Source organism: Corallococcus sicarius, from assembly GCF_003611735.1.
In the GTDB taxonomy this organism is placed as follows: Bacteria; Myxococcota; Myxococcia; order Myxococcales; family Myxococcaceae; genus Corallococcus; species Corallococcus sicarius.
Window position 1 is genome coordinate 1 of sequence record NZ_RAWG01000793.1, and the last position, 387, is coordinate 387.

Sequence of the window (387 nt, forward strand, 5' to 3'; positions counted from 1 at the left end):
ATAAGGAGTGCATTATGCGCATAGCTAAAATTGGGGTCATCGCCCTGTTCCTGTTTATGGCGTTAGGCGGAATTGGTGGCGTCATGCTCGCAGGTTATACCTTTATTTTGCGTGCTGGCTAAGCGCCTGCACCAGCCTTTCAAACAGGCGGTCTGCGATGATCGCCGCCAGTGCCACCAGTAACGCCCCCTGGATCACATACGCGGTATTAAATCCGCTAAGCCCGATGATGATGGGCGTACCCAGCGTGCTGGCCCCTACCGTTGAGGCGATCGTCGCCGTACCAATGTTGATAATCACCGAAGTTCGCACGCCCGCCAGAATCACCGGAGCCGCCAGCGGTAGCTCGACCTTACGCAGTCGCTGACCACGACTCATTCCCATACC

At 56.3% G+C, this 387-nt stretch carries 1 protein-coding gene and 1 pseudogene; one reads left to right on the plus strand and one right to left on the minus strand.

The window, feature by feature from the left end; all coding sequences use genetic code 11:
* Positions 1-56 precede the first annotated feature (56 nt).
* On the plus strand, positions 57-122 hold the full coding sequence (locus tag D7X12_RS45455; RefSeq protein ID WP_369333669.1) for a YohO family small membrane protein: 66 nt from the start codon (positions 57-59) through the stop codon (positions 120-122).
* Here D7X12_RS45455 and yehW read toward each other — a convergent pair.
* Positions 103-387, minus strand: a pseudogene (gene yehW / locus D7X12_RS42180) (glycine betaine ABC transporter permease YehW); the annotation flags it as partial. The gene D7X12_RS45455 and the pseudogene yehW sit on opposite strands and share 20 nt — an antisense overlap.